At 69.2% G+C, this 2204-nt stretch carries 3 protein-coding genes; all 3 read left to right on the forward strand.

Annotation, left to right across the window (positions count from 1 at the left end; translation table 11 throughout):
• Positions 1-570, forward strand: a 570-nt coding sequence (locus tag RJ05_RS26140; RefSeq protein WP_036541922.1) for a nucleoside-diphosphate kinase, incomplete at its 5' end; no start/stop codon positions are given.
• Positions 567-1559 (forward strand): ScbA/BarX family gamma-butyrolactone biosynthesis protein, encoded by a 993-nt coding sequence (locus RJ05_RS26145; protein ID WP_051016925.1) that lies wholly within the window; start codon positions 567-569, stop codon positions 1557-1559. The genes RJ05_RS26140 and RJ05_RS26145, both read left to right, overlap by 4 nt.
• Positions 1559-2176 carry a nitroreductase family protein gene (locus tag RJ05_RS26150; RefSeq protein WP_036541924.1) on the forward strand — a complete coding sequence of 206 codons (618 nt, stop codon included), beginning with the start codon at positions 1559-1561 and terminating at the stop codon, positions 2174-2176. The genes RJ05_RS26145 and RJ05_RS26150 overlap by 1 nt, the downstream gene beginning before the upstream one ends.
• Positions 2177-2204: the final 28 nt, after the last annotated feature.

The following is a 2204-nucleotide window of genomic DNA, read 5'->3' on the forward strand; positions in this document are numbered from 1 at the left end:
GATGTGCTGGTGCTCGTGGTGGCCGGAGCCGACGCCGAACTACCCGTCCCGGTCCGGCTCACCGACGCCAAGGGTCCCACCGACCCGCGCAAACGCAGGCCGGGCGAACTGCGTCATCGGCTCGGGCAGCACAGCTACCTGCTGAACCTGGTGCATTCGCCCGACGATCCCGCCGACGTGCTGCGCGAGCTGGCCATCTTGTTCGACGAGCCGCGCCGCGGCGAGCTGATCGCTAGCGCCGCCGCAGGTGCCGACCGATCCGCCGAGGCCGCCCGGCTTGCGGCCGAACTCTACGCGAGCACCCCGGCCCGCGATTTCGACAAGACCGCCGCCGCCCGCCGCTTGATCGCCGAAGTCGGCAACGCGGGAATCAGGCTGCCCGGTGGCATCGATCCCGAATCCGATCCCGACTGTGCGCGGTTGCTGACCACGGCCTGGGATCAGGGCGTCGAGCTCGATCCGTGGTCGGTGATCGTGCTCGGGTCCTACGTACTGCCCATGCGAGTGGGGACGCAACCGCAGACGTTGCGCCCGGTGACCGCATCCGACTGGTTGGAGGCCCGGCCGTGAGTGTCGAGACAGTGAATGCCGACAACACCGCATCGCATACCCGCACCATCTCCCGCGAGTTGGCGCACCGCTGCGCGGTTTCCGAGGTGTTCGTCACCTCCCTCGACAGCCTCGGCGAAGACCAGTTCGTCGCCGGCGCGCAGCTACCGCGCATGCACTCCTACTACGGCGACCACGCGGGCAGCCTGGCATTGCGGCACGATCCGCTGGTGGTGATGGAGGCCGCCCGGCAGGCCGCGATCGCGTTGACCCACGAGTTCTACGCCGTCCCCACCGACCGGGCGTTCCTGGTGCGCACCTTCAATGGCGCCGGCTCCGACACCGCGGCCTGGGACGTCGGGTTCGCGCCCGCGGATCTGGTGCTGGCCGTGCGGGTTCCGCGCAAACATCACGACGGCACCGATATGCACGGCGTCGACATGGTGCTCGACATCTCCTGCGGCGGCGTGCCCATGATGACCGTCGACGGGTCGTTCTCCTGGACCACCGGCCGTCGCTGGGAGCGGATGCGCAGCGGCTTCCGCGACAGTCTCGGTCTCGGGCCGTTCGTCGGCGCCTCGGCATTGACCGAACGGGCCGAACCGGCGGTGGTGGGCCGGGAGAACTGGCGCAATGTGGTGGTGGGTCCCGTCCATCGCGAGGGCGGCACCGCCATCGCGACGCTGGTGCCCGATATCGGGCACCCCTTCCTGTTCGATCACCCGCTCGACCACGTTCCCGGCAGCCTACTGATCGAGGCGTGCAGACAGACCGCGCTGGCCATGGTGCTGGAGCAGGCACCCCGGCTGCTCGGCGTCTCGAGCACGTTCGACCGGTTCGTCGAGCTGGACACCCCCGCCGAATGCCGGGCCGAGATCATCGGACGCACCGGTGACCGCACGGTGGTGCGCTGCGAGATCCATCAGGCCGGCGCCGTCGCGGCCCGGGTGGATGCCGAGTTCACCGACGACATCGTCGTCGCCGAAGCGGGCGACGAGGCGGGCCGGTGATGGAGGGCGCCGAACTGCTCACCACCACCCGCGCATTCCGGCGCAGGCTGGACCTGACCCGCCCGGTCGAACGCCGCGAACTCCTGGAATGCCTCGATATCGCGGTGCAGGCGCCCAGCGGCACCAATCGGCAGCCGTGGCGGTTCCTCGTCGTCGAGGACTCCGATACCAAACAGCAGATCGCCGAGTACTACCGCAAAGGCTTCGCCGCCTACCTCTCCGCCCGCACACCTCGTCCGGATCAGCTGGGCGATCTGGCCTCCGGGCAATACCTGGCCGCCCATCTGCACGAGGTACCGGCGCTGGTGGTGGTGTGCTCGCTGGGCCGTCCACCGGCCGAGGCGTCCTCGCGACTGCTGGCCAGCTTCTACGGGTCCATCTATCCAGCGGTGTGGAATCTTCAACTGGCTCTGCATGATCGAGATCTGGGTTCCTGCCTGACCACTGCGCATCTGACCTACGAACGCGAGATCGCCGACCTGCTCGGCATCCCGTTCGAGGAGGTGACGCAGGTGGCGATGCTGCCGGTGGGACATCTGCTGCCGGGGGGTACGCGACCCGCCAAGCGAGCGCCCGCGGCCGAGGTGACGATGTGGGATCGCTGGGGTGCCCAGTGAGCGAGCGCGGCGTGCGTACCGGCGAACG

The organism is Nocardia cyriacigeorgica NBRC 100375 (assembly GCF_000308555.1).
Classification (GTDB): Bacteria; Actinomycetota; Actinomycetes; order Mycobacteriales; family Mycobacteriaceae; genus Nocardia; species Nocardia cyriacigeorgica.

What these genes read in the sequence shown, in the direction of transcription:
- RJ05_RS26150 (WP_036541924.1), top strand. Translation starts at nt 1,559, where the DNA reads ATGGAGGGCGCCGAACTGCTCACCACCACCCGCGCATTCCGGCGCAGG.